This window comes from Rhizobium sp. Root1220 (genome assembly GCF_001426265.1).
In the GTDB taxonomy this organism is placed as follows: domain Bacteria; phylum Pseudomonadota; class Alphaproteobacteria; order Rhizobiales; family Rhizobiaceae; genus Rhizobium.
This window is the reverse complement of record NZ_LMDG01000032.1, coordinates 348,667-370,830: the sequence shown is the minus strand read 5'-3', so window position 1 is coordinate 370,830 and position 22,164 is coordinate 348,667. Positions and strand designations below refer to the sequence as shown.

The 22,164-nt window shown below is 60.8% G+C and carries 20 protein-coding genes; 13 read left to right on the top strand and 7 right to left on the bottom strand.

Features of this window, described 5'->3' with window-relative positions:
- Positions 1–39 precede the first annotated feature (39 nt).
- From ASC90_RS18665 to ASC90_RS18635, 7 genes are all read left to right on the top strand, one after another.
- The gene (locus ASC90_RS18665; protein ID WP_056543307.1) at positions 40–1,170 is read left to right on the top strand and encodes an ABC transporter ATP-binding protein; all 1,131 of its coding nucleotides are present in this window, start codon (positions 40–42) and stop codon (positions 1,168–1,170) included.
- Positions 1,171–1,194: 24 nt separating this feature from the next.
- Entirely contained in the window at positions 1,195–2,328 is a 1,134-nt protein-coding gene (locus ASC90_RS18660) for an extracellular solute-binding protein (RefSeq protein ID WP_056543303.1), read from the top strand.
- A 108-nt stretch (positions 2,329–2,436) separates the two neighbouring features.
- Positions 2,437–3,261 (top strand): sugar ABC transporter permease, encoded by an 825-nt coding sequence (locus tag ASC90_RS18655; protein WP_056543300.1) that lies wholly within the window; start codon positions 2,437–2,439, stop codon positions 3,259–3,261.
- Entirely contained in the window at positions 3,258–4,100 is an 843-nt protein-coding gene (locus ASC90_RS18650) for an ABC transporter permease subunit (protein WP_056543296.1), read from the top strand. Before ASC90_RS18655 ends, ASC90_RS18650 begins: the two co-directional genes overlap by 4 nt.
- 9 nt (positions 4,101–4,109) lie before the next feature.
- Entirely contained in the window at positions 4,110–5,150 is a 1,041-nt protein-coding gene (locus tag ASC90_RS18645) for a LacI family DNA-binding transcriptional regulator (protein ID WP_056543293.1), read from the top strand.
- A 13-nt stretch (positions 5,151–5,163) separates the two neighbouring features.
- A complete protein-coding gene (locus ASC90_RS18640) occupies positions 5,164–5,985 on the top strand; it encodes an inositol monophosphatase (RefSeq protein ID WP_056543291.1) in 822 nt (273 codons plus the stop codon).
- Complete coding sequence (locus ASC90_RS18635; protein WP_056543289.1) at positions 5,982–6,737, top strand: phosphodiesterase; 756 nt, start codon at positions 5,982–5,984, stop codon at positions 6,735–6,737. The genes ASC90_RS18640 and ASC90_RS18635 overlap by 4 nt, the downstream gene beginning before the upstream one ends.
- 98 nt (positions 6,738–6,835) lie before the next feature.
- On the opposite strand, the gene ASC90_RS18630 is transcribed toward ASC90_RS18635, so the two are convergent.
- A complete protein-coding gene (locus ASC90_RS18630) occupies positions 6,836–8,035 on the bottom strand; it encodes a multidrug effflux MFS transporter (RefSeq protein WP_056543285.1) in 1,200 nt (399 codons plus the stop codon).
- A gap of 167 nt (positions 8,036–8,202) precedes the next feature.
- Between ASC90_RS18630 and ASC90_RS18625 the strand changes: the two genes are divergently transcribed.
- Positions 8,203–8,934 (top strand): TetR/AcrR family transcriptional regulator, encoded by a 732-nt coding sequence (locus tag ASC90_RS18625; protein WP_056543283.1) that lies wholly within the window; start codon positions 8,203–8,205, stop codon positions 8,932–8,934.
- A gap of 91 nt (positions 8,935–9,025) precedes the next feature.
- On the opposite strand, the gene ASC90_RS18620 is transcribed toward ASC90_RS18625, so the two are convergent.
- The 6 genes from ASC90_RS18620 to ASC90_RS18595 form a co-directional block, all read right to left on the bottom strand.
- Positions 9,026–10,279 (bottom strand): glycerate kinase, encoded by a 1,254-nt coding sequence (locus ASC90_RS18620; protein ID WP_056543280.1) that lies wholly within the window; start codon positions 10,277–10,279, stop codon positions 9,026–9,028.
- A 14-nt stretch (positions 10,280–10,293) separates the two neighbouring features.
- Positions 10,294–11,331 (bottom strand): substrate-binding domain-containing protein, encoded by a 1,038-nt coding sequence (locus tag ASC90_RS18615; protein WP_056543278.1) that lies wholly within the window; start codon positions 11,329–11,331, stop codon positions 10,294–10,296.
- Between the two features lie 177 nt (positions 11,332–11,508).
- Positions 11,509–12,063 carry a dTDP-4-dehydrorhamnose 3,5-epimerase gene (gene rfbC / locus ASC90_RS18610; RefSeq protein WP_200950922.1) on the bottom strand — a complete coding sequence of 185 codons (555 nt, stop codon included), beginning with the start codon at positions 12,061–12,063 and terminating at the stop codon, positions 11,509–11,511.
- 39 nt (positions 12,064–12,102) lie between these two features.
- Positions 12,103–13,533, bottom strand: coding sequence for an exopolysaccharide biosynthesis polyprenyl glycosylphosphotransferase (locus tag ASC90_RS18605; protein WP_056543276.1), 1,431 nt, complete (start codon positions 13,531–13,533; stop codon positions 12,103–12,105).
- A gap of 336 nt (positions 13,534–13,869) precedes the next feature.
- Positions 13,870–15,315: an ATP-binding protein gene (locus ASC90_RS18600; protein WP_244480417.1), complete on the bottom strand. Its 1,446-nt coding sequence runs from the start codon at positions 15,313–15,315 to the stop codon at positions 13,870–13,872.
- A gap of 176 nt (positions 15,316–15,491) precedes the next feature.
- Positions 15,492–16,613, bottom strand: a complete 1,122-nt coding sequence (locus ASC90_RS18595; RefSeq protein WP_056543274.1) for an NADH:flavin oxidoreductase/NADH oxidase — start codon at positions 16,611–16,613, stop codon at positions 15,492–15,494.
- 426 nt (positions 16,614–17,039) lie between these two features.
- Between ASC90_RS18595 and ASC90_RS18590 the strand changes: the two genes are divergently transcribed.
- From ASC90_RS18590 to ASC90_RS18570, 5 genes are read left to right on the top strand one after another with little or no spacing between them, the layout of a single operon-like run.
- Positions 17,040–18,161 carry a transporter substrate-binding protein gene (locus tag ASC90_RS18590; protein WP_082519979.1) on the top strand — a complete coding sequence of 374 codons (1,122 nt, stop codon included), beginning with the start codon at positions 17,040–17,042 and terminating at the stop codon, positions 18,159–18,161.
- Entirely contained in the window at positions 18,158–18,739 is a 582-nt protein-coding gene (locus ASC90_RS18585) for an ANTAR domain-containing protein (protein WP_056543271.1), read from the top strand. The genes ASC90_RS18590 and ASC90_RS18585 overlap by 4 nt, the downstream gene beginning before the upstream one ends.
- Positions 18,739–19,587 (top strand): ABC transporter permease, encoded by an 849-nt coding sequence (locus ASC90_RS18580; RefSeq protein ID WP_056543268.1) that lies wholly within the window; start codon positions 18,739–18,741, stop codon positions 19,585–19,587. Before ASC90_RS18585 ends, ASC90_RS18580 begins: the two co-directional genes overlap by 1 nt.
- Positions 19,587–20,507, top strand: a complete 921-nt coding sequence (locus ASC90_RS18575) for an ABC transporter permease (protein ID WP_056543266.1) — start codon at positions 19,587–19,589, stop codon at positions 20,505–20,507. Before ASC90_RS18580 ends, ASC90_RS18575 begins: the two co-directional genes overlap by 1 nt.
- Before the next feature lie 26 nt (positions 20,508–20,533).
- Complete coding sequence (locus ASC90_RS18570) at positions 20,534–22,153, top strand: ABC transporter substrate-binding protein (protein ID WP_056543264.1); 1,620 nt, start codon at positions 20,534–20,536, stop codon at positions 22,151–22,153.
- The last annotated feature ends 11 nt before the right edge of the window (positions 22,154–22,164 follow it).

Here is a 22,164-nt window from a genome sequence, read left to right as displayed (position 1 = left end):
ACAATCGGATTGCACAGCCGTGCAATGGGAGGAGAAGCTATGAACCAGGACGCGTTTCTGGAGCTGAATTCTGTTGCCTGCCAGTATGGCAACACCAAGGTTCTGAACGATATCAATCTCAGTGTCGCCCGCGGCGAGTTCGTCGCCCTACTCGGCTCTTCGGGCTGCGGAAAGACGACGCTGCTGCGTGTTCTCGCCGGTTTCATCACCCCTTCCGCCGGCCAGGTCAGCGTGCGCCATCGCGACGTGACCGTGCTGCCGCCCGATAAGCGCGGCATGGCATTGGTCTTCCAGTCCTACGCGCTCTGGCCACACATGACGGTGGCGCAGAACATCGGCTACGGCCTGAAGCTGAAGCGTGTGCCGAAAACCGAAATCGCCGAACGTGTTGGCGCGATGCAGACACTCCTCGGGCTCGACGGTCTCGGCAACCGCAAGCCCTCGGCGCTCTCGGGTGGCCAGCGCCAGCGCGTGGCGCTTGGCCGGGCGCTCGCCGTAGATCCGGAAATCCTGCTGCTCGACGAGCCGCTCTCCAACCTCGACGCCCGCATCCGCCTGACCGTGCGCCACGAACTGCGCGCCCTGCAGAAGCGGCTCGGCATCACAGCCATCCACGTCACCCACGACCGCGAGGAAGCCATGGTGATGGCCGACCGCATCGTCATCATGAATGCCGGCCGCATCGCGCAGCAGGGCTCGCCGGAAGAGGTCTACAACCGTCCGGCCTCGGCCTTCGTCGCCGCCTTCATGGGCGCCGAGAATGTCATCACGCTGGAAGGCACGCTGCAGGGCGACAGCTTCGCGATCGCTGCCGGCCCGGCCAATGCCGCGGGCCATGTAGCGCTGATGGCCCGCCCGCTGGCATCCGGTATCGTCGAGGCGCGCTTCCGCCCGGAAGCGGCCCAGCTTTTCGCGGCCGATACGCCGATCGTCGGTCCCGGCATCACGTTCCGCGGCGAAGTCTCCGCCGTCAGTTATCCCGGCGGCCATTGGCGCCACTCGGTTCGGCTCGCCCACCGCGAGATCATGGCCGATTCGCCGCGCGCCTTCGAACCCGGCGAACAGGTGAGCGTCCATATCGCGCCCGAAGCCCTTTTCCTTTTCAATTCGCCGGACGCAAAGCCGGCGCCCGCCATTTCCCTGCCGACGGCCGGGAAAGTTCACGCCTGACCTTTCATTTCTGGAGAAGCAATTATGAAGAGACTTACTTATGCAGCATTCGCTGTCGCTCTCGCTGCCCTTCCCGTAAAGGCCGACGAGCTGACGGTTGCCACCGCTGGCGACCAGAACATGGTCGACTACATCAACCAGTATCTCGGCCCGCTGTTCGAAAAGACCTATCCGGGCAACACGGTTCGCGCCGTCGGCACTGGCCCTGGCGATGCCGGCTCGCAGAAGATCCTCGAGCGTTTCGACGCCCAGGCCGCTGCCAACAGCCCGACATGGGACGTCGACGTTGCCGTCGTGCATGAGAAGTTCGCTGGCCCGATGGTCCAGAAGGGCTATCTCGAAAAGTACCGCAGCGACATCGACACCGGCAAGCTTGTCTCGCGCGCCAACGCCAAGAACGCTCTCGGCTCGGACGTCGACGGCTACGTCATGCCGATGTTCAACAGCCAGACGGCCATCGCCTACAACCCGGCCATGGTTCCGACCCCACCGAAGAGCTACACCGAACTTGCTGCCTGGGCCAAGGAACATCCGAAGCAGTTCGGCTATAACGGCATCAAGGGCGGCGCTTCCGGCGTCAGCTTCGTTATGGGCTGGATCTACGCCTTCGGCGGCGGCGACGCCAACAACCTGATGACCGGTCCGTTCAACAAGGACGAGACCACCAAGTGGGGCGAAGCCTTCAAGAGCCTGGCCGACTTCACCAAGAACGCCACGCTGACCCCCGGCAACGCAGGGACGCTCGACCTGCTGTCGCGCGGCGAAATCGCCATGGGCCCGGTCTGGGTCGACATGTTCTACTCCTGGCAGGCCAATGGCCAGCTGCCGCCGGAACTGAAGCTGGTTCTGCCGGCTCCGGGCATGCCGGGCCAGCCGATGCACTACGTCGTGCCGGCAAAAACGGGCCACAAGGAACTCGCAGAGAAGTTCATCGCGCTCGCCACCAGCCCGGAAGTCCAGGCTGACGGCATCGTCAAGAAGTTCAACTGGTATCCGGGCATCGACGCGCAGTTTGTCAAGCCGAAGCTCGATGACGCCACCTGGAACAAGCTGTTTGTCGACATCACGCCGGAAGATCTTGCCTCGAAGGGTAAGCCTTTCCCGATCGCTCCTTACAACAGCGCGATCCTCGAAGCCTACGAGCAGTCGGTCAAGTAAAGCAAGAAGCGGCCTCCCCGTCCCGCAAGGATGGGGAGGCCGTATTGAAATCACGGCTTCCCTTCTCCTTTCTGGAAGAAGGGCAGCCATCCATTCGAAGGTCGATCGATGTCCAAACGTCTTCTCGGTCTGCTGCTTGTCGCACCGGCGCTGGCGGTGATTGCCGCTCTCTTCATCCTGCCGCTCATCATGTCGGCGGTCGGGGCCTTTCGCGTCGACGGCGGCGAATTCGGCCTCGGCAATTTCACCAAGACCTTCGACCTCTATACCAACGACATCGTCTTCACGGTGCTGATCGTCGGCCTGTCGACGATCCTGATCGGCCTTGCCTCGATCGCCATCGGCGGCTACCTGACGCTCGGCGAACATCCGGTTGCCGTCGCCATCCTGCGCTGGCTCTATCGCTGGCCGATGTTCATTCCCTTCATCGTCGTCGGCCAGATTCTCCGCACCTTCCTTGCCAAGAGCGGCATGATGAACAACGTGTTGATCGGCATGGGACTGATGACGCCGCTCGATGCGACGAGCTATCTCGACTGGCGCGGTATCGTCATCGCCTTCGTCTGGAAGCAGACGCCCTTCGTGGCGCTGCTCGTCGCCGGCGCCATGGCCTCTGTCAACCGCGACACCATCGAGGCGGCGCGCAATCTCGGCGCCTCGCGGCTGCGGCTGCTCTTCGAAATCCTCGTGCCGCAGGTCGCCGTGACGCTGACCGTCGGCCTCATCCTGTCCTTCGTCACCATGATGTCGGTGCTCTCCGTGCCGCTGATGATCAATGCCCAGTCGCCAACCATGCTGACCGCCGACATCGCCTTCCGCGTCAATGCCTATGGCGATTACGGCGTCGCCAATGCGCTCGGCCTCGTGTCGCTGGTGCTCGCGTCGTCGGTCGCCTGGATCTATCTCCGCCAAAGCCTCAAGGAGCGCGCATGACGACCGCCGCCGCAATCGCCATTCCGTCCCGCCCGCTCGCCGCCCTGTGGTGGATTCCGCGCGGCATCATCTTCGGGCTGCTGGCCTTCTTCATCTTCGGGCCGCTCTTCAATCTGCTGCTCTGGACGGTCGCGGAGAAATGGTATTTCCCGCACACCTTCCCGCTCGAATACGGCTTCAGCTCCTGGGCGCGCGTCTTTGCGCCGCGCGGCGGCGCGGTCGAATCGCTCACCAACTCGCTGATCGTCGCGGTGCTCACCGTCGTCGTCTCGCTGCTGCTGGCGATCCCGGCGGGTTATGCGCTGGCCCGGCTGAAGCTGCCGTTCCGCGCCCTCATCCTGCTCGCCTTCCTCATCCCGCAGGCGTTTCCGAACCTGACGGTCTACGTCAACGTCGCACGCATTTTCTATGAGATTCATTTGAACGGCACGATCCCCGGCGTCGTGCTGGTGCATGTCTCGCATGGTCTCGTTTATGCCGTCTGGATCGCCACCGCCGCCTTCTCGGCGATCGACATCGAGCTTGAGCAGGCGGCCCGCTCGGCCGGCGCCGGCGCCCTGCGCGCCTTCCTCGACATCACCCTGCCGCTTGCGGCCCCCGGGCTGATGGCAAGCGCCATCTTCGTGTTCCTGGAAAGCCTCGACGAGTTCACCGGCAGCTATTTCGTCGGCGCGCCCGACGTGAACATGCTGCCGTTGCTTCTCTATACCGCGGGCTCCGGCGGCAACTATCAGATCGCCTCCATCACCGCACTCTTGCTGCTGGTGCCCTCGTTGGTCTTTATGCTGATCGTGGAGCGATTCCTGAAAGCCGACGTGCTGTCCCGCGTCGGGCACTAAGAGATCAAAATGAACGACGAGACGGTGAAAGAAGAAAAGCAGCAGCGCAAGGAGCGCATGCGCTTCGTCAGCGCCGAGCAGGTCGCCCAGCTTGCCGGCGTCTCGCGCTCGGCCGTCTCGCGCACCTTCACGCCCGGCGCCAGCGTCGCGCCAGCGACCCGCGAAAAGGTGCTGAAGGCCGCCGACGAGCTCGGCTATCACGTGAACGACCTTGCCCGCGGCGTGCTCGCCAACCAGAGCCGGCTCGTCGGCATCGTCGCGACGCGGCCGGAAGTCGGCTTTCGTGCCCACCTCGCCGCCGCCCTCGCCAAGGCGCTGATCCAGCGCGGCAGCATCCCGATCCTCATCAATACCGGCCAGACCGAGGACGAAATGCTGGCGGCGCAGAAGATGCTGATCGGCCACCGCGCCGAGGCGACGATCATCCTCTCCGGCTCACCGCCGGAAAGCTTCTTCGAGCTGGCGCACCGCAACGGCCAGCCGCTCGTCGTCATTGGCCGTTCCGAGCCCGGCGCCGACCATGTGCGCGCCGGCAATTCCGAAGCCTCCCGGAAGGCAGCGACGGCCTTCTTCGACAGCGGCAGGCGTCGCCTCGCCGTCGCCGGTTCGCATTCCGGAACGCCGAGCATCCGCGAGCGCGAGACCGCGTTTACGGCAGCAGCCGAGGCGCTGGGCGCCTCGGTCTCGATCGGCCGCGGCCCCGATTCCGACTATGAGAGCGGCATGACGGCGGCCCGCGCCCTGTTTGCTGGCGGCGAGCGGCCCGACGCCGTCTTCTGCGCCAACGACCAGATCGCCTTCGGGCTGATGGATTTCGTGCGCACCGAACTCGGCCTGCGCATCCCTCAGGATGTCGCCGTCATCGGCTTCGACGACGTTCCGGAAGCCGCGTGGCTGAGCTATCGGCTGACGACCTTCCGGCAGGACCCGCAGATCATGGCGTTGCGCGCCGTCGAGATGGTCGAGCGGCGCCTCGAAAACCCGAACCTGCCGCCGGCCTATGAACGGGTCATCCCCGACTTCGTCATTCGCCAGAGCTTCACACCCTGACCGAAAGAACGCCATGCATTGCGAATTCCCGGATGACTCCCGCTTCGTGCTTGCCAGAGGGATTATTCTCGAAGCCGCCGAGACGGCGCTGTCCTATTTTTCCGATCTTTCAAAGCTTGCGACCGGCGAGAAGCTGAACGGCCAGGATGTCGTCAGCGAGGCCGACAAGGCGGTGGAAGCGATGATCCGCGCGCGGATCGCCGCCACTTTTCCGGATGACGGCGTGCTCGGCGAGGAGGAAGGACTGCTCGAAGGGCCTTCCGGCTATCTCTGGGTTGTCGATCCGATCGACGGCACGAGCTGCTTCGTGCACGGCATCGACCAGTGGTGCATCTCGATCGCCGTCATGCGGGGCGACGGGGCCGTGCTCGGCCTCATCTGCCAACCGACCACCGGCGACCTCTTTGTCGCCCGCAAGGACGGCGGCGCTTTCCTAAACGGCAAGCCGATGCGCGTCGACGGCAAGACGGCTATCGCCACCGGCCTTCTCGGCGTCGGCGCCAATTTCCGCATCCCGGTGAAGCAGGTGTCGCGCTTCATCCACCTACTGCTCGAGGCGGGCGGCATGTTCATCCGCAACGGCTCCGGCGCGCTTATGCTCGCCGAAGTCGCCTGCGGCCGGCTTGCCGGCTATTACGAGCCGCACATCAACGCCTGGGACTGCATGGCGGGCCTTTTGATGATCCGCGAGGCCGGCGGCTGGACGGAGGATTTCCCCGGCAAAAACGGCACGCTACTGACCGGCGGACCGGTGATCGCCGCTGCATCCCAGGTGCGCGACGAGCTGCTGCAGCTTATCGACCGCTCGCTACAGGACGAACGGGCTATCGCATGAAACTGATCCATGTTTCCGACCTCCACCTGATGCCGCCAGGCGAGACGCTGCTAGGCCTCGATCCGCTCGCCCGCGTCAACGCCTGCCTCGCTGATATCGAGCGGTTTCATGCCGATGCAGCGCTTGTCGTTGTTTCCGGCGACCTTTCCGAGACCGGCACGCCGGACACCTATGCGGCCCTGAAGGAACGGCTTTCGCGCTTCCCGCTGCAAACACGCCTGCTGCTCGGCAACCACGACGACCGCGCGAACTTTTCCGCCGCCTTTCCGGATCATGTGACGCCCGACGGCTTCGCCCATGCGGCGATCGACCTCCAGCACGGTCGGGTCATCGCGCTCGACACGCTCAACGACGGCAAGGTGACGGGCAGGCTCTGCCCGGCGCGACTCGCGTGGCTGGCGGCGCGACTGGAGGAGGCACGCGGTCGCCCGGTCTATCTCTTCATGCATCATCCGCCGGCAAAGGTGCATCTCCCGGCACTCGACAGCATCGGCCTTGCCGATCCGCAGCCTTTCTTCGACCTGATGACCGCGCATGGCGATGTCCGCCACGTCTTCGCCGGGCATTTCCACCGGCTCGTCACCGGCAACCGGCAGGGCATCCCCTTCACCATCCTGCGTAGCACCAACCACCAGACGGCGCTCGATTTCGTCTCGCCGCAGACCACCAACTGCTTCGAGCCGCCGCTCTATTCGATCGTCATCGCCGAGCCGGATTCACTGGTCATTCACTTTCACCAGTTCCAGGGTTGACCGAACGGAGGTGACATCGGCTGCCACCTAAGTCGTCGCTGTTTTGATCACGACGATCTGGTTGATAGCCGCACCCTCAAGCGGGTGCGGCCTCATACTTACTCCGCCGGAGCAGCAACAGCGCGGCGGCCGAGCGTCGCCTGCGTCAGCAGGAAGGCGAACAAGGCGCAGAGCGCGATGCCCACCGCCATCGGCATGGCCGTGCCATCCGCAAACAACGCAGAAATCACCATGGCCACGGCGGCAATGACGAAGTGCAGCGTGCCCATAAGCGACGATGCTGTCCCGGCAATCTCACCGTGATCCTCAAGGGCGAGCACCGCGCTCGTCGGGATGACGAGGCCGAGGAAGCCATAGCCGATGAAGAGCAGGACCATCATCACCGGCAGCTGATCGAAGCCAGCCGACATCAGGGCCGCGAACGCAACCATCACGAAGGCAAAGGCGGCGACGGCAACGCGCATGACACGCACGAGGCCGAAGCGCTCGCCGAGCCAGCCGGTGGCCTGTGACACCGTGAAGAACGACACGGCATTGATCGAGAAGGCGAAGCTGTATTGCACCGGCGTCAGTCCGTAGTGCTCGATCAGTATGAAGGAGGAGTTGGCGAGATAGACAAGGAAGCCGGAAATGCCGAGACCGCCGATGAAGGTCAGGGTCAGGAAGTTGCGATCGCGAAGAAGAAAGGCATAGGCCGTGAGCGCCGTTTTGAAACTGCTCCCGGCGCGATCCTGCTGCGTTCGGGTCTCGTCGAGCTGCGTCGCCAGAAGAACGAGGCCGATGAACGCGGCGATCATGACCGCCCAGAAGACGCCACGCCAACCATAGAACTGGATAACGGCACTTCCCGTTAGCGGTGCAAGGATCGGCGAGATGCTGAAGACCAGCATCAGCAGCGACATCAGGCGGGCAGCCTGGACGCCGGTGTGCATGTCGCGGACGATTGCACGCGGCACGACCATGCCCGCAGCACCACCGATGCCCTGAATGAAGCGGAAGACAATCAAAGTTTCGATGTTTGTCGCCAGCGCGCAGCCGATGCTGGCGAGCGCGAAAATGCCGATGCCGAGATAGAGCGGCACCTTGCGTCCCCAAATGTCCGAGATCGGACCGTAGAGAAGCTGGGCGAGCGCAAAGGAGATGAAGAAGGCGAGAAGCGTCAGCTGCGTAACGCTGTTATCCGCATGGAGATCCTGCCCGATCGTGGGAAGCGCCGGAAGGTACATGTCGATCGCGAAGGGACCGATGGCCGAAAGCAGGCCCAGGATGAGGGCAATGCGAAAGAAGGGAGCCGTCATAGTCGTTGTCTTTCATGAAACCGCGCGAAGGGACCGGATTGTCGCTCCGCCACATTGCTCTCGAAGGTTCTTGAGTTCGGCGGCCGGCGAACGCGCGCTTGGGAGGACCCGCGCGCCTGCTACCAACGTGTCAATAAATCTGGACACGGATGTCAAATTAGACACCATTGTCTAAAACGTCAATACGCATTATCTTCGCTTTTATGAAAAGTAAGATGACACCGGCGAGGAAAGCCGCAGGACATACGATGCGCGGGCAATGTGCCAAGCGCTTGTCGATTCTGGAGGCTGCAGCGAACGTTTTCTGCCGCCAGGGATTTTCCGGTGCGAGCATCGACGAGATCGCAGCTGCGGCCTGCGTATCGCGTCAGACCATCTACAACCACTACCGCGACAAGGAAACGCTGTTTGTCGCAGTCGTCGACGATGTGACGAGCCGCGCCAATGCCATGCTGTTTTCGGTTCTGTCGAGCTTTCCTGACAAGGCGGATAACCTTGAGGACGACCTGACCGCATTCGCGGTCCGGCTCAGCAAGAACTGCGTCTGCAATCATGACGGCAAGTTCCTGCGCAAGCTGGTGCAGACCGAAGGTGAGTATTATCCCCACCTCTTCGAATCGTGGCGGCAGCAAGGCCCCGGAAAGCTGACGAACGCGCTGTCGGCGCTTCTGGCAAGGCTTAGCCACAGCGGGGAGCTGGTTATTGACGATTTCGATGTAGCAGCGCGGCAGTTCGTGGCGCTCGGCAACGCAGATCTGCAGCTGGTTACATTGTTTGGTGGAACGCCTACCGATGAACAGCTGGAGGGTGCAGCCCGCAACGCCGTGCGCACGTTCCTTCGTGCCTATGGACGGGCATACGTTCCGCAGCGGCCGCCGTTGGCCGTCGTTAGCGCCTGATCTATGTATGAGAAGGTATGTCGGCTGTGCACGCCACGAAAGATTGGCGCCCGTCTTGGGTTGGTTTGGCGGCGGGTACCGAGAACGGGCTTCAACGAATCAGGATGGCACGGAAGTCGTTGACATTCGTGCCGGTCGGGCCCGTCTCGAACAGATCGCCGGTCGCGGAGAACCCGCTGTAGCTGTCATTGCCGTCGAGCAAGCGCCGGGGATCATGGCCTGCGGCCCGCAGTCGCTTTGTCGTTTCGCCGTCCACGAAGGCGCCGGCATTGTCCTCCGAGCCATCGATTCCATCGGTATCGGCCGCAAGCAGGTGCAGGTCATGTCCCTCGATCGCGAGTGCCATGGCAAGTGCAAACTCACCGTTTCGGCCGCCCCTGCCCCCCCTGCCCCGCAAGGTCACGGTCGTCTCGCCGCCGGAGAGAATGACGACCGGTTTGGCGAATGGCCTGTTCTTGCCAAGCACTTCCCGAGCGATGGCAGCGTGCACCAGAGCGACATCGCGTGACTCGCCCTCAATGGAATCAGAGAGGATAGCGGGCGCGATTCCTTGCGACATCGCGAGAGCGGCTGCGGCCTCCAGCGAGACGCCAGCAGAAGCAACAATGTGACAAGCGTGGCGTGCGAAGACCGGATCATCGGGGTTCGGCGCATCAGCCGCCGGCGAGGCAAGATGATCGAGGGCCGCTTGCGGCAGCTCCAAACCATACTGCTTGATGATTGCCAGTGCATCATGTCGCGTCGAGCGGTCCGGAACCGTCGGCCCCGACGAAACATGGGCCGGATTGTCACCGGGAATATCGGAAACGATGAGGCTGACAACGCGCGCTTTCGTTGCCGCAGCCAACCGCCCGCCCTTGATGGTCGATAGATGCTTGCGCACGACGTTCATAAGCGAAATCGGCGCTCCCGAGGCAAGCAACGCCTCGTTCAATGCAATCTCGTCCTCCAGCGTCAAACCGTGTGGAGGAGCCGGAAGCAGGGCCGAACCCCCGCCGCAGACGAGAGCGATCACGAGGTCGTCCGCGGTCAGATCGCGCACCGTCTGCATCAACCGCTCGGCGGCGGCCAACCCGGAACGATCCGGCACCGGATGTGAGGCCTCGATAATTTCGATGCCCTGCGTGTCGCAACCGTAGCCGTAGCGCGTGACGACAACGCCTTCCAACGGGCCGTCCCAGACACTTTCGAGCGCGCGCGCCATCTGCGCGGCCCCCTTGCCGGCGCCGACGACCACTGTCTTGCCCTTTGGTTTTTCGGGAAGATGTGCCGTGATTCCTGTCAGCGGATCTGCGGCGAGGACCGCGGCGTTGAACAGGCTCGTAAGGAAGTCACGGGGTTGCATTGGACGCTTTCCAATCAGTTCGCGAGAGTGAAGGCATCGCTCTCGCCGGGGACGAGTTCGAGCGGCCAGATGGTGTTGTGCACCCCCTTGGGATAGTGCTCCGAATAGGCAGGCATCGTCGCGAGCAGCGTTTCGGCAAGTTCCACACCGAGATCACGCAGCGACATGCGAAAGCAGGTGAGAGACGGCTGCAGAAATTTCCCACGCGGTTCCTCGCGGAAGCCGATAACGGCGACATCGCGGCCGGGTACGACGCCGGCTTCGGTCAATCGGCGGTAAAATCCGATCGCCATCAGTTCGTAGATCAGGATGATTGCCGTCGGCTTGCCATCGAGCCGGAGCATTTCGTGGCCGGCTTGATAGCCGCCCTGCTCGCTCGATTTGACGCGGATCACGAGAGACGGATCATATGCGATGCCATGCCGTTCCAGCGACCGTTGATAGGCATCGACGAAGATATAGCCGAGATTGATATCGTTTGACGGCGCGGCAATGGCGATGCGCCGATGGCCCTTTGAAACCAGGCGATCGACGGCGGAAGCGGCAACACCCTCAAAGTCAAGGTCGATCCATGTATAGCTGCCGCCAGAGGAGCTGCGTCCCAGCGCCACGAACGGAATCTTTGCCTTCACGAGAAGATCGATGCGCTTATCGACACGTTGGGTGGCCGAGATGATCAAGGCATCGACGACGCGGCGCGCCACCATGCGCTTCAGATATTCATGGGGATCCTCGTCATTCGGGCACGGCAGCATGATCAGGTCGAGCTTGTGGCGCGCCAGGACGCTCTGCAGCCCGCCAGTAACGCCCAGGAAGAAGTTGTCGCTGTTCTCGACCGTTTCCTTGGTGGATTCGATCATCAGCCCGATCACATTGGTCGTACCCTGCCGAAGGCTGCGCCCGGATTGGTTTGCCACGTAGCCGAGTTCTTCGGCCGCGGCGAGCACACGCTTGCGCGTCTCCTCGTTGACGTCGGGCTTGCCGTTCAACGCACGCGAAACAGTCCCGATCGAAATGTCGAGGTGCCTGGCAAGCTGGCGAATTCCCTTCATCTGCGACAATCTTCCTCCCGATCGAACGCTGTGCCTCCCTATCTGCCACACTAAAACGTTTCCGGAAAGCGTCTAAAGTGGAGAGCGGATGAGGGCTGCAGCGCTCGACACACATGCCGTTTGACTGGCAGTGCCGAATCTCACCTGGAACATGTCGAAAGTTGCCAGGACTAGTCGCTAGAAGTCCGTGGCGGCGGCGAATACCTCCGCCCTGTCCAGGGACGGTGCAACGGCATCCTTCGCTGAAAGGATCGGCATGCCGTTGATTGGCCAGCGAATATCCAGGGTCGCGTCATTCCAGATGACGGCACGTTCGTTTTCGGGCGAATAGAAATCGGTCGTCTTGTAGAGAAATTGAGCAGAATCCGAAAGGACGAGAAACCCGTGGGCAAAGCCCGGTGGAATCCAGAGCTGCCGCTTGCTCTCGGCGGAAAGAACCTCACCGACCCATTTGCCGAAAGTGGGCGACGCCCGGCGCATGTCGACGGCAACGTCGAAAACCTCTCCCTCGACGACCCGCACCAGTTTCCCCTGCGGTTCCCGGATCTGGTAATGAAGTCCCCTCAGGACGCCTTTGGCCGACTTGGAATGGTTGTCCTGCACGAACGAAACGTTGCGACCGACAACCGCATCGAACTGGGCCTGATTGAAGCTCTCGAAGAAGAAGCCCCGGTCATCGCCAAAGACGGTCGGCTCGATGAGCAGCACGTCAACTATTTCCAGCGACGTCACCTCTCCAACCAACGCAAACACTAAACCAGAGATGAAGTCCTAGTATACGTTTCTGCGATCCAACATGCTTATGGTCGTCAGCAAGACAATCTTCAGGTCAAGCCAGAGCGACCAGTTATTGATGTACCAAATGTCGTGGTGAACGCGCCCTGCCATCTTTTCGACTGTTGGCGTCTCACCCCTGTAACCACTGATCTGGGCCCAGCCAGTCAGGCCGGGTTTGACATGCCTGCGCGATGCGTACTGCGCGATAAGTGCGCCATAGAGGTCATCATGGGCCAGTGCATGCGGGCGAGGCCCCACGACCGACATATCGCCACGCAGCACGTTCCAGAATTGCGGCAATTCGTCCAGGCTCGTGGAGCGGATAAATGCGCCGACGCGCGTCACTCGCGGATCATTGCGGGTCGCCTGACGGATGAAGGCGGCGTCCTCCATGACAGTCATGCTGCGAAACTTCAGTATGCGGAAGGCGCGGCCGCTGTAGCCTTTGCGCGATTGGACAAAGAAGACCGGACCGCGGCTGTCCAGCTTGATTGCAATCGCCACTGCCAGGCAGATGGGGAACATGACGATCAGGGCAACGATCGAGAAGCCGATGTCGAACGCCCTCTTGAGGGCGCGTTCATAAAGGTCGAGCGGTGGCCTATGCGTCAGAAATGCACGTCTTTCACCCACCGTCTGCGTGTAGCCCTCGACGATATCGCCGATCAATCCGTCGAACATGACGCTTACCGGGACGCAGAACTGCCGCAGGGCGCAAAGGCACTTATCAAGCGCGGGCAGGTTTCCGTAATCGCTCCAGGCGACGATGACCTCGTCCACATCGGCAATGCCGTGCCGCTCGAACGCTTCGTTCGATGGAGCCAAAGTGTCTGAAACCCGCATGGTGTAAGTGACAGACAACCCGCTCATCGCTGCCTTTTGAACGATGGCTTCGGTCCGCATCGCATTTGGGCAGACAAGCAAGACGCGACGAGTGGGGAACGACGCCCGCGCGATCGCCTTCTTCAAGTGACTGTACCACATAAGCCGCAGACCGATCAGCCCGGCGGCAGACAGCATCGCTATTGAAAGGATTGCCCCGCGTGAAATCGTCATGTCGAGCTTTAGGAAAAACGCGACAGCGAGAAGAAACAACAGGGCTGCCGGCAGAAGGGTGACGATCAGGAGCAGTTGATGGCGAAATGCAAGGATTTGAGCGGGACGGTAAGCATGGACGCCGCCCATTGCCAGGACGAAGATCGTTGCGACGAGAAGCCCTACACCAATGTAGAGGGACGGGTCGGCAAATGCCCCGAAAACAATGGGCTCATAAAGTGCATAGCCGGCCGCAGTTGCTGCAAGCAGCATCAGAAAGTCGGAAATCGCAGCGATATATGTGATCGCAATGCTGTTAAGTCCGAACCATTTTCGGTCACTTCTGACCGAAAGGTGCGAGCCCCAGCTCTGTTCCACTGGCATGGTCATAATTCACACCCTCAACCCTGCCGTATAGTTAGCATAAGATAAACGTGCGCAACAATTAGCCTTCCAATACGCCTTATTACGTATTCCTGAATATCTACGCCGAACACCTTCCGTTATGTTGGCGATATTTCGAATTTCTTCCGAACAAATACATATATTTTTCCAGATGCGACCCGATTTATGAAAATCATATTTTATAAATCGATGTATGATTTAACTATTTAAGGTTTAGTATCTGTTTTTTACTATTTATACTACATTGTGAGCGCATGAAAACTAGGGCAAATGCCTTCGCAGAGCTGATACTTTCGCTTTGATACAAAGCATCGTCGGGATTCAGCCAAGAGGGAGGACGACGATCACAAGCGTCCCATTCCCGCGGCGAACTGTACGAATTTTGCCGCCAAAAGCGCGTATGCGCCGCCTTTGCATGAGTTGGCCGAGACGGACCCTGTCCTTCTCCACCATGGCTTGCGCTCTCGGCGGCGTGCCTACGTCGGCGATCGCGATCGCGATCCGGTTTCGCCGCGTTCCGTATCTCAGCTGCTGCACATTTCCGGGTGCGTGACGATAGGCATTCATCAGTGCTTCCTGAATGAACCGATACACGCAGATGTTCAGATGGCCTTTGCTGGGATTGACATCGACCTTTCCCTTAATTGCCACATGGTTGCCGGTGAGGTCCGTATGGCGACGAACTGCCAGCAGGATGGTCTCGTTCAGGGAAAGGTCATCGAGTTCGGGTAGTATGAGACCAGATGAGATATTCCTGATGTCGTCCAGCACAACGGTCACGAATTGAAGTAGCTTCGCCATGCTGTCGACGGCAACCGTGATGGAATTGCTTCCGGTTTGCGGCCGCATGTCGCTGAGTCGAAGCTTCACTAGGGTCAGCACCTGTATCGGCCCATCATGCAAATCGCTGCCAATCTGGTCGAGTATTTTTTCGTTCAGTTTGCCGGATTCGAGCCTGGCGCTTTCGGCCTCAAGTCGAAGTTGCCTGTTCTGGTTAGACAGTTCCAGTGCGTGGCGAAGGCTTGAACGGATTGCCGTGTGCTGGTCGTCGATGAGGCGGCTTCCACTGCGCACGATCATATAGAGGAGCGCGAGCATCGGAACGGAAACCAGCAGTACAATCATCAATGTCGACCGCCAGGCGCCTGATATCTCGGCAAGGAGATAGTCGGGCCGTTCGTAGAACTCGCCGACGAGAATGGTCTTGCCCCGCGCATCGCGCACAAGCGGCGCGTACACTTCTATGTATTGGGCGCGCCGTTCCTCACCGGAATACACGTGCCTGTCCGTTTCCGTCCGGGAGACGACCACCTCGCCATTCAAGGCACGCTTCAGTTCGTCGAAGACCTCCTCCTTGTCGACGGTTCGACCGGCTGTCGAGTAGAAAAGGCCACCGTTTCTATTCCAGATCTTGATCTCGCGGACGTGCTGTCCCAAGGGGCTGTCGCCGAGCAATTGGTCGAGCTTCGCTTTCAATTCAGGCGACACGACCTTCTCGCGAACGTCGGTCTCCGAGATCAGAGGTTCAACAAAGGTTTGCAGATAGGCAGCGCCAACGCCGCCGGCACCCTTCATAATGGCTTTTTCGATGCTTTTCGTCGTCCATAGGCCGAGCACGAACATAAGCGTCAGGACAACCAACGACGCAATCAGAATGAACTTCACTTCCGGACGGGCGTTGCGAATGCTGCTGGTAGCTCGTCGCCATAGCGCCATCCCCCCACCCGGTATTTGGCTCAGCAGTTGTTTCGTTCCGGCTTTCGCCACGCCCGCCTCCCCCGAATCACGCGCCTCGCCATCATATCCATGATTTCTGATATTTTGCGAACGGCAACCCGACGCGGACGGCATCGATTCGGTGCGGTCGGCGACGGGCGCGGGATATGCTTGATGTGACCGGCCCCCGGCGAAGGCCACCAAAACGTTTCAGTGCGCCTCCGAGGCTAACTGCGTTCCCCCGTCGAAGCTCGGAACAATTCGCGAAATTGGCGCGGCTGACACCGAAGATATTGGTTCGGCGCAACGACCTGAGCTCCAAAATGTGCGGCCGCGTGCCATGGCCAGCGTGGATCATATAAGATGGCCCGCGCCAGTGCGATCATATCCGCATCGCCCGTGCTGATGACCGCCTCAGCCTGCTCGAATTCGGTAATAAGGCCGACGGCCACGACGGGCATGCCGGTTGCCGCCTTCACTGCGCGCGCGAATGGTACCTGGTAGCTGGGACCGACAGCAATCTGCTGTTCCGAGGAAAGGCCTCCGCTCGAAACGTGAATGGCGTTGCAGCCCCTCTTTTCGAGTTCCAAGGCAAAAGTCACCGTCTGATTGACATCCCACCCGCCTTTGACCCAATCACTTGCCGAAACCCGCATGGTGACCGGTTGGTCGGGTGTGAACGCAGCGCGAACCGCGTCAAAGACCTCGAGAGGAAAACGCATCCGGTTTTCGAGCGAGCCACCATATTCGTCCGTGCGTTGATTGGACAGCGGCGACAGGAACTGATGAAGCAGATAGCCATGTGCAGCATGGACCTGGACCGCATCGATCTGAAGCCTGGCAGCACGGCGAGCCGCATTCGCGAAGGCCTCGCGAATCCGTTTCAAACCATCGCGATCCAGTGCCACCGGCGGCACGTAAGCATTTAGGAAAGGCGTCACAGACGGGGCTTCCGTTTGCCAGCCACCGGACTGTCCAGGCGAAATTTGCCCGCCGCCTTTCCAGGGCACTTCGGTGGAAGCCTTGCGGCCCGCATGCGCGAGCTGAATAGAGATTGGCATGTCGGACCACCGCCTGACGGACTCAAGTGTCCGCCCGATCGCAGCCTCGCATTCGTCGGAGTAAAGTCCGACGTCGGCGTAGGTGATCCGCCCCTCAGGCGTAACGGCGGTTGCTTCTATCGTCAGCAGTCCTGCTCCTGACAAGGCAAGGTTGCCAAGGTGGATAAGATGCCAGTCGCTCATCATGCCGTCCTTGGCAGAATACTGGCACATCGGCGCTATGACGATCCGGTTCGTCAGTTCGAGACCAGCAACGTTGATCGGCGAGAATAGCTTGGCTGAACTCATGGTTCCAATGCCTCCGTTTTTTCAGCAAATAGTATGACAGCCGAGGACGTCCAGATGCCGTCCAGGCAATTTGGTAGGCCTTGCGAGCGCCGCAGAGGTTCGGTGATCGACCCGACACTCCAATGATGAGGCCGATGCGACGACTTGGCCAGCACCTTTGCGCTTTTCGCACGGACGTGCTCTGACATTCATTCCAAGAAGCGCAAGCTGCGCGCTTAAACGCGCACCCGGTTACTCATTCCAAGATCATCCTACCGACGGCCTTGACAAACCCTGGTTGCCTGCCTTTTATGCAGGCCTGCAGATTAGGCAATGCGCCGCTGCGAATTACATGACTTCGATAGTCGCTGGGCAGTTTCGCCCCATGACGCTCCGTCCCAGACGGAACCCGCGTCGTGGGTTTTTTGTGTTTGAAGGAATGATACGTTGAAGATCGGTGTTCTCTTTTCAACGACAGGACCATACGGTGCGATGGGTCGCGATGCGCGCGACGGCACCCACTTCGCCCTCGAAGAGCTTGCCGGCGCCGGCGGCATCGCGATAGAGCCCATCTTTTTTGATCCGCATGCCGATCTTTCCGCTTACCTTGACGGTGCACGCCAGCTGCTTCGCGCGGGATGTCATCATATCATCGGGACAATCACTTCGGCCGCGCGCAAAGAGGTCATGCCACTCGTGGAGAAGCACGACGGGCTCCTCTGGTACATGTGCCCCTACGAGGGTTTCGAGGCGAACGAGAACGTCATCTACGTGGGGGGCTGCCCCAACCAGCACCTCATTCCGCTCTTCGAGCACCTGATCCCCAGATTCGGCAAGCGACCCTATCTCGTCGGCGCCAATTATGTCTGGGGATGGGAAATGAACCGCTTGGCGCGTGAGCTTGTCGCCAACGTCGATGGCGAGGTTCTCGGCGAACGCTACCTCCCGCTCGAGGAAACCGACGTCGAGCGGATTGTTTCCGATATCGAGCAGCGCCGACCAAGCTTCATCCTGAACAACCTTATCGGCCCATCGAGCTATGCGTTCCTCGCGGCAATCAAAGCGCTTGCCGATCGAGATCCGGCATTCCGGGCGGAAAACTGCCCGGTCGTCAGTTGCGATCTGATGGAATGCGAACTGGACCATATCCCGGCAGGTTCGGCGATCGGCCAGCTTTGCGCGGCTTCCTATTTCGACACTCTCTCGACGCCGAGCAATTTAGCCTTCAAGACGCGGGTTGCTGCCCGGCATGGTGCGGACCGCCGCATCTCAAGCGTCTTCGCAAGCGCATATACCGCTACCAGGCTTTGCGCCGATGCAATCGTTGCAGCCGGCAGCGACGATCCCGTTGCCGTCAAGCGCGAGCTCCACGCCACCTCCTGGGCGACGCTGTTCGGCTCGCTTGTCATAGACCGGGAGACCAATCATGCGGCATTGCCCTTTCATCTCGGCCGCATCAATGCACAGAACGGCTTCGATATCGTCGCCTCTCGCCCGCCGCTGGCAGCCGATCCCTACCTGACCCGCCGCAACAAGCCGGCTGTGACGAAATTGCGGGTCGTGTCATGAGAGAAACACCCAGTTTTGCCGGCTGGCGAGCCACTATCCTGCATCGTCAGGACGGTAACACGGAACGTCTGAACCGCCAGCTCCGGCTGCTTGGAATGGATACCAAACAGCAATGGTCGACGCTGTCGGCAGCCGAAATTCCTGATCTCGTCATCGTCGATGCAGATCAGGGCTGGGACAACCTGCTCCCCTGGCGCGGCACGACGCCGAATTGCCCTGTGGTCGCGCTGCTCGGTTCGGAAGCACCCGGCCGCATTGCGTGGGCCCTGGAGCAAGGCGCCGGCGCAATCATTGCCAAGCCGATTGCCGCGTCGGCCGTTTATCCGGCGCTCGTCGTGGCCGTGTCGATCCATCAGGAGCGCAAAGCCCTCGCAGAGCGCTTGCAATATCTCGAAGAGCGAGTGCGGCTTCGTCCGCTCGTTTATGCCGCAGTGGAGAAATTGATGACCGTTCGCGGCATAGACGAGGAGCGCGCCTATGCGATCCTTCGGGATTGCGCCATGCGCAGGCGGCTACCGATGGAGCAGATCGCAGCTTTCGTCCTAGGCGGGGCCGAACCGCTTCCGGAGGCCGGTTGATGCGTGTTTTCAAAGACTTGTTGCGACAGCCCGCCGCACTTTTCGGTCTCGTCGTGGTTCTGCTCGTTATTGTCACGGCGATTGCCGCTCCGTGGATCGCTCCCTTCAATCCTGATGAGCAGATGTTCGACGGCCTCACACTCGAAGGTGCGCCATTGCCGCCGGGCGGCCAATTTCTGCTGGGCACCGACACGCTGGGACGCGACCTCCTCTCTCGCCTGCTCTTTGGCGCCCGCACGTCGCTCATTATCGGCCTTGTCGCGAACGGCATCGCCGTCACTATCGGCCTGCTGATCGGCATCCTCGCCGGCTACCTTCGCGGCTTCGTCGGCAACCTGTTGATGCGCTTTACCGATCTAATGATGGCGTTCCCGGCGTTGCTTCTCGCGATCGTACTTGCAGCCTTGCTTCGGCCGAGCCTTTGGATCGTCGCGATGGTCATTGCACTCGTCAACTGGGTGCAGGTTGCCCGTATCGTCTACACGGAAACCCGCGGCCTGGTGGAGCGCGACTTCATCATGGCGCAGCGGTCGCTCGGGGCCGGTCACCGGCGTATCCTCTTCGTGCATATCCTGCCGCACCTGATGCCGACAGCCATTGTATGGGGCACGCTCGGCATCGCGACAACCGTGCTGCTGGAGGCAACGCTTTCGTTCCTCGGCATCGGCGTCCAGCCACCACAGCCATCGTGGGGCAACATCATCTTCGAGAGCCAAAGCTATTTCCAGGCGGCTCCGTGGCTGGTGTTCTTCCCCGGCGCCGTGATCCTGCTGACTGCCCTCTCGTTCAATCTCGTCGGCGATGCACTGCGCGACATACTCGACCCGACGCAGCGAGGACGCGGCTGATGGCATTCCTCGTCCTGCGCCGCCTCGTCCAGGCAGCTCTCATTCTTCTCGGCGTTGCGGCTATCACTTTCGTCCTGCTCTATGCACTGCCGGCTGATCCGGCGCGCATGATCGCCGGGCGCAGCGCCACGGCGCAAACCGTCGCCAGTATTCGCCACGAACTCGGCCTTGACCAACCCCTGCTGGCGCAATTCTGGAGCTACCTGCTCCATCTTCTTTCCGGAAATCTCGGGCGTTCCTATGCCCAGAAGACCGAGGTTTGGACACTGATTGTGGCACGCCTCCCCGCAACCCTGGTGCTGATGCTGGCGGGAATTCTGGTCGAAGTCGCGCTCGGGCTGGTGCTCGGTACCTTGGCTGCCGAGCGCCGTGGCGGCGCAGTCGACCGGCTGGTGATGATGGCATCGTTCGTCGGCGTCTCCGCGCCACAATTCGTGGTCGCCTTGCTTCTGCTCTACGTTTTTGCGGTGACGCTCGGTTGGTTTCCGATGAGCGGCTATGGCAGCTTCGCCCATGTGGTGCTGCCCGCCACCACCCTCGGCGTTCTTGGCGCCGGCTGGTATGCGCGCATGGTGCGGTCGGCGATGATCGACGTGCTCAATCAGGACTATGTTCGCACCGCTCGTGCCAAGGGGTTGTCCTCCCGGCGGATCATCTTCCGGCACGCGCTGCCCAACGCAATCCTGCCAATCATCGCCATGATCGGCATCGACATCGGCCAGTTCATGGGCGGCGTGGTTGTGGTCGAGGCGGTCTACGGCTGGCCCGGCATCGGCCAACTTGCCTGGCAGGCGATCCAGCAAGTCGACATCCCTATCATCATGGGCGTCACGCTGGTCTCGGCGCTCGCCATCGTAATCGGCAATCTGCTCGCCGACGTCATCGCGCCGCTTATCGATCCACGCATCCGTACTCGTTGACAGCAACCAAAGAAGGGGAACTCAGTATGTTCAAACGCTTGCTTCAAACAACAACACTCGCGACGATGGTGGCGCTCGCGCCGCTTTCGACGATGGCCCAGGAAACGCCGAAGCAGGGCGGCGACATTGTCGTCACCTACAAGGACGACATCACGACGCTCGACCCGGCAATCGGCTACGACTGGGTTAACTGGTCGATGATCAAGAGCCTGTTCTCGCGTCTCATGGACTACGAACCGGGTACGCCGAACCTCGTGCCGTCGCTTGCCGAGAGCTTCACGGTTTCGCCCGATGGGCTTAGCTACACGTTCAAACTACGCAAAGGCGTGAAGTTCTCGAATGGGCGCGAAGTCGTTGCGTCCGACGTGAAATATTCCATCGAGCGCGCCGTCGATCCGAAGACGCAAGGTCCGGGTGCCGGGTTCTTTGGCGCCATCAAGGGCTTCGAGGACGTGACTGGCGGCAAGGCGACGACGCTTTCCGGCATCGAAACCCCTGACGAATCGACGGTCGTCTTCAATCTGTCGCGGCCCGACGCAACCTTCCTGCATGTGCTCGCAATCAACTTCGCATCAGTAGTGCCGAAGGAAGCAGTGGAAGCCGCGGGCGGCGACTTCGGCAAGAAGCCAATCGGCTCCGGTACTTTCATCCTGAAGGACTGGACAATCGGCCAGCAGCTCGTCTTCGAACGCAACAAGGATTACTTCGTAAAGGACGTTCCGCACATCGACAGCTTCAAGGTCGAAGTGGGCCAGGAACCGCTGGTAGCCTTGTTGCGGCTGCAGAAGGGCGAAGTCGATATTGCCGGCGACGGGATTCCTCCGGCGAAATTTCTCGAGATCAAGAATTCAGCCGACGGCCCCAAGATGATCGTCGATGGCGAACAGCTGCATACAGGCTACATCACGCTCAACACCAAGGTGAAGCCGTTCGATAACGTCAAGGTTCGCCAGGCGGTTAACATGGCGATTAACAAGGAGCGCGTCAGCCGTATCCTGAATGGTCGTGCTACTCCCGCAAACCAGCCGCTTCCCCCGTTGATGCCCGGCTATGACAAGTCCTTCACCGGCTATGCCTTCGATGTTGCCAAAGCCAAGGCGCTTCTCGCCGAGGCCGGATTGGCCGATGGTTTCGAAACAGTCCTCTATTCGACCAATACAGACCCGCAGCCACGTATCGCCCAGGCAATCCAGCAGGATTTGGCTGCCATCGGCGTGAAGGCTGAGGTTCGTGCGCTTGCACAGGCCAACGTCATCGCGGCCGGCGGCACCGAAGGTGAAGCGCCAATGATCTGGTCGGGCGGCATGGCGTGGATCGCCGACTTTCCGGATCCATCGAATTTCTATGGTCCGATCCTTGGATGCTCAGGTGCAGTCGCCGGTGGCTGGAACTGGTCGTGGTACTGCAACGAAGCTCTCGACAAGCGTGCCGTAGAGGCCGACTCGATGTCCGATCCGGCAAAGTCTGCGGAGCGCATCGCCACCTGGGGCAAGATCTTTACCGACATCATGGCCGACGCGCCGTGGGTTCCGGTCATCAACGAACGCCGCGTTGTTGCGAAGTCGCTGCGCATGGGCGGCGCGGACAACGTCTACATCGATCCGACCCGCGTCATCAACTACGACGCGATCTACGTGAACCAATAAGCTCGATAAGG

Coding starts and splice junctions, on each gene's coding strand:
- ASC90_RS18665 (WP_056543307.1), top strand. CDS start 40: ATGAACCAGGACGCGTTTCTGGAGCTGAATTCTGTTGCCTGCCAGTAT.
- ASC90_RS18660 (WP_056543303.1), top strand. CDS start 1,195: ATGAAGAGACTTACTTATGCAGCATTCGCTGTCGCTCTCGCTGCCCTT.
- ASC90_RS18655 (WP_056543300.1), top strand. CDS start 2,437: ATGTCCAAACGTCTTCTCGGTCTGCTGCTTGTCGCACCGGCGCTGGCG.
- ASC90_RS18650 (WP_056543296.1), top strand. CDS start 3,258: ATGACGACCGCCGCCGCAATCGCCATTCCGTCCCGCCCGCTCGCCGCC.
- ASC90_RS18645 (WP_056543293.1), top strand. CDS start 4,110: ATGAACGACGAGACGGTGAAAGAAGAAAAGCAGCAGCGCAAGGAGCGC.
- ASC90_RS18640 (WP_056543291.1), top strand. CDS start 5,164: ATGCATTGCGAATTCCCGGATGACTCCCGCTTCGTGCTTGCCAGAGGG.
- ASC90_RS18635 (WP_056543289.1), top strand. CDS start 5,982: ATGAAACTGATCCATGTTTCCGACCTCCACCTGATGCCGCCAGGCGAG.
- ASC90_RS18630 (WP_056543285.1), bottom strand. CDS start 8,035: ATGACGGCTCCCTTCTTTCGCATTGCCCTCATCCTGGGCCTGCTTTCG.
- ASC90_RS18620 (WP_056543280.1), bottom strand. CDS start 10,279: ATGCAACCCCGTGACTTCCTTACGAGCCTGTTCAACGCCGCGGTCCTC.
- ASC90_RS18615 (WP_056543278.1), bottom strand. CDS start 11,331: ATGAAGGGAATTCGCCAGCTTGCCAGGCACCTCGACATTTCGATCGGG.
- ASC90_RS18605 (WP_056543276.1), bottom strand. CDS start 13,533: ATGACCATGCCAGTGGAACAGAGCTGGGGCTCGCACCTTTCGGTCAGA.
- ASC90_RS18595 (WP_056543274.1), bottom strand. CDS start 16,613: ATGAGTTCAGCCAAGCTATTCTCGCCGATCAACGTTGCTGGTCTCGAA.
- ASC90_RS18585 (WP_056543271.1), top strand. CDS start 18,158: ATGAGAGAAACACCCAGTTTTGCCGGCTGGCGAGCCACTATCCTGCAT.
- ASC90_RS18580 (WP_056543268.1), top strand. CDS start 18,739: ATGCGTGTTTTCAAAGACTTGTTGCGACAGCCCGCCGCACTTTTCGGT.
- ASC90_RS18575 (WP_056543266.1), top strand. CDS start 19,587: ATGGCATTCCTCGTCCTGCGCCGCCTCGTCCAGGCAGCTCTCATTCTT.
- ASC90_RS18570 (WP_056543264.1), top strand. CDS start 20,534: ATGTTCAAACGCTTGCTTCAAACAACAACACTCGCGACGATGGTGGCG.